General features: G+C 45.8%; 2 protein-coding genes and 1 pseudogene. All 3 read left to right on the top strand.

Annotated elements, in window-relative coordinates:
- Positions 1-391, top strand: a 391-nt coding sequence (locus tag B4J23_RS11460) for a hypothetical protein (protein ID WP_291360722.1), incomplete at its 5' end; no start/stop codon positions are given.
- Positions 381-2,342, top strand: a complete 1,962-nt coding sequence (locus B4J23_RS11455) for a hypothetical protein (RefSeq protein ID WP_291360720.1) — start codon at positions 381-383, stop codon at positions 2,340-2,342. The genes B4J23_RS11460 and B4J23_RS11455, both read left to right, overlap by 11 nt.
- 10 nt (positions 2,343-2,352) lie before the next feature.
- Positions 2,353-3,297 (top strand): annotated as a pseudogene (locus tag B4J23_RS11450) (hypothetical protein); the annotation flags it as partial.

The following is a 3,297-nucleotide window of genomic DNA, read 5'->3' as shown; positions in this document are numbered from 1 at the left end:
AACCGTCTCATTAGAGGACGGTTTTTTATGGTCTGATGAATTCTCATGGAAAGCCATTGAGCAGACTCAATCCTATGCCATGGATGGCACTTTGCATATTCAGGAAGGCAAAAAGAAGTCTGGTCGACCAATTACCTTGCAACCGGCAGATCAAGAAATGGGCTGGATCAAGCTACGTGAACTGCGGACTGTTTTGGAATGGTCAAAACTGCAGGAAGAGAATTTCAAACTGAAGTTTGAGCAGCCTCATGACAACCGAGAATTCATAGTCAAATTTAACCACCAGGATGGAGCTTTAGAGGCTACACCGGTGAAAGGGATTCCAGCGGTATCAATGGATGATTATTACAACGTGACCTTACGCTTTACGGAGTTAAACGATGGCGATTGAAACCAAAGATTTAGTAATCTACAAGTCTGAACGCTTGACCGATAACTCGGATGGCGGTGGTAAATATTCTGGCGTAGTAGTTCAGGATGGTATCAGCAATAACCTGTTCAATGACGTATCGGAAATGGATCGAACCATGGGTGATGTGTCCATGCGTAAGGTCTTTCCGGCAGTTACCACTGAAGACACTGATCTATTAATGGGTGCAACGGTTTTTGTATCTGAACTACCAGAAGATCCAAACGTATCAGCATTGCTTTTCAGTACCAAAAACTGGACGGATGAACGCCAGTCGGCTCAGAACCGGGTAGAGAATTATCTGGCCAAAGGCGGGCAGATTGCTGGTACGCCACTGGATACGCACTGGAAAGGTATGTCATCGCTGCAGGTGGCTATGTTTCCTCAGGAAGTGGAATCTTCGGTAGGCGATACCATTGTGCTGGTCAGTGATGAAGGCAAGGTATTGGAGCGTGAACAGTACGTACGAATCACCAAGGTTGAAACCCGTACTGCCATTATGGTGATTGATAAAGAGAAAATTGAATACAAGGTTGCAACCTACTCACTCAATGATGCACTTGAAGTTGATTTTGTTGGCCTTTCAGCACGCCAGTGGTACAACGGTGAGAAATCCAAGACCATCATCCGCGATACCATTGTTGCGGATACCGGCCTGTACTATTCATCTACAGCACTGGCTTCTGATGCCAATGTTGGTGAATTTACAGTCAATGCCAAAAGTATCTTTGCTCAACTCATTCCATCAGCTCAGACAGAAACACCGATCATTGATGTGAACGCCGCCGGTGAAAGTGTGGTACTGGTGGCGGGTAATGAAGGTACCATCACGGTCAATTATCCGAATATGGTGATTGGTGTCAGCCAGAACCTGTATATCGGTTCAGCAGTGATTCCTTCCAGTGTGTCATTCACATTACAAGGCCAGCAGATCACCGATCAGGGTGGCTTGCTTAAGAACACCCAGGGAACAGAAGTCGGCACGATTGATTATCAGCGTGGCTTGATTCAATGGACCGCAGCAGCACCAGCCGGCACCTCAAGTTTGAATATCACATTCAAGCCAGCTGCTGCACCGAATCAGTATTATCAGAGTCATGCGATTCCAGTGACTCAGAATAACCAGAGCACCAACTGGACCGGTGTTTTAATTCCGATTCCCGCACCAGGCGCACTTTCGATTTCTTATATGAGTCAGGGCAAGTTCTATGAGTTGAAAGATGATGGTTCAGGGCAATTAAAAGCCTCAAGTCCGTCTTTTGGTTCAGGCATGATCAATTATGAAACCGGCTCATGGTTATTAACGACTGGCGCACTACCAGATGTAGACACACCAATTCTGCTGAACTGGGGTACACCGATTGTCACCTTCGTAAGATCAAATTTAACCGTGGAAAAAGCTGCATTTGATTTTGATTTAGGTCGACCAGGTGTTTTGCTGGGTATCACGATTAACTGGGCTCTAGAAGGTGAAGAGAAAACAGCAACCTCCAATGCCCAGGGCAAATTTACCGGTGATGCCACCGGTGAAATTAATTATGCCACCGGGATTGGCAAAATCATTCCGAATAAGTTGCCACAGAAAGGTACAGTCTTTTCAGTGATCTATAACTACGGCACTTCACTTGAACAGACCAAAATGGATGTCACCCCTATAAACCAAAAGATGACGTTCACAATCGGGACAGGACCAGCGATTCAGCCAAATAGTGTTGAGTTAAAAATTCCACTTCAAAGCAATGAGGGGATTACAGGATCTGTAACCCTGACAGATGTGCCGGTGAATGCAACCATGGGGAATTTAGTGAATAGCCGTGGTCAAGTGCAAGGCACCATTATCTATGCGACGGGTGCAGTTGAAGTCACACCAAAAAGTACAGCGAGCAGATTTGTGCAAACCTTTACACCTATGGCTATCTATGCGGCTGCCTAGAGAGGAAAATATGTCTTTTTATTCTCCACAAACATCAGACATTCAAGGTCAGCAGGTTGAACTGAAAGCCCTTAATGCTGTTGATGTGATCGTTAAATATCGTGATACCTCAGGATCGAACTCGGCAACCCATATGGTGACGGCCAATAAACTCAAACTGGATTTATCTTCTGGCTTTGATGAGCAGATCCTGACAGGTTCAGCACGATTCAAAGTCGGTGCTGATACTTTTCTGGATCGCACTGGCTTGCTGTATCGCAATGTGAATCCAGCCAATAATAGCGGGATTCAGTCGGGTGTTATTCAATACGGTACCGGGATCGTTGAAATCGATTCCTGGACACCGAATACAGATAACACGATTACCCTGGAATCCTTAACTACCACAACCGACTTGTTGCTAGTCAATAAGATCAGCTTTAGAACGCCGATCATGCCGATCCGGCCACAATCCTTAACTGTGGTTGTGGGTACCACTGAATTTGGTCAGCTGACATTAACCGCTGATGAAAATGGCGTGATTGAAACCAGTCGGGCGCATGGGCAGGTGAACTGGGATAATGGCTTTGTGACGATCTACTTCTACACCAAAACCAAAATCACCGAAGCCAACCGAGCGGAAATTGAGGCAAACGACTGGTATGACTCATTGCTTGAATATGATGAGCTAGATGGCCGTTATATTAACGTTCCGGTCTGGGTCGATGCTTCATCCGTACGCTATAACGCTGTGGCTTATACCTATATTCCTTTGGATTCTGAAATTCTAGGTCTGTCTGCCACGCGTTTGCCGATTGATGGCCGGGTGCCGATTTTCCGCGTTGGTGGGATTGGTATTGTCAGCTCAAGTAAGTCTCAAGAATTACCAAGTGCGATTGCAGGTACCACATACGATCTGAATGATCAACGGATTTCATGGGCAGAACTTGAAGATACTAACGGAACGAAAGTAGAT

It is taken from the genome of Acinetobacter sp. UBA3025 (assembly GCF_002367915.1).
GTDB lineage: Bacteria > Pseudomonadota > Gammaproteobacteria > Pseudomonadales > Moraxellaceae > Acinetobacter.
Note: the sequence above shows the minus strand (reverse complement) of the source record. Positions and strands in the feature narration are given on the sequence as shown.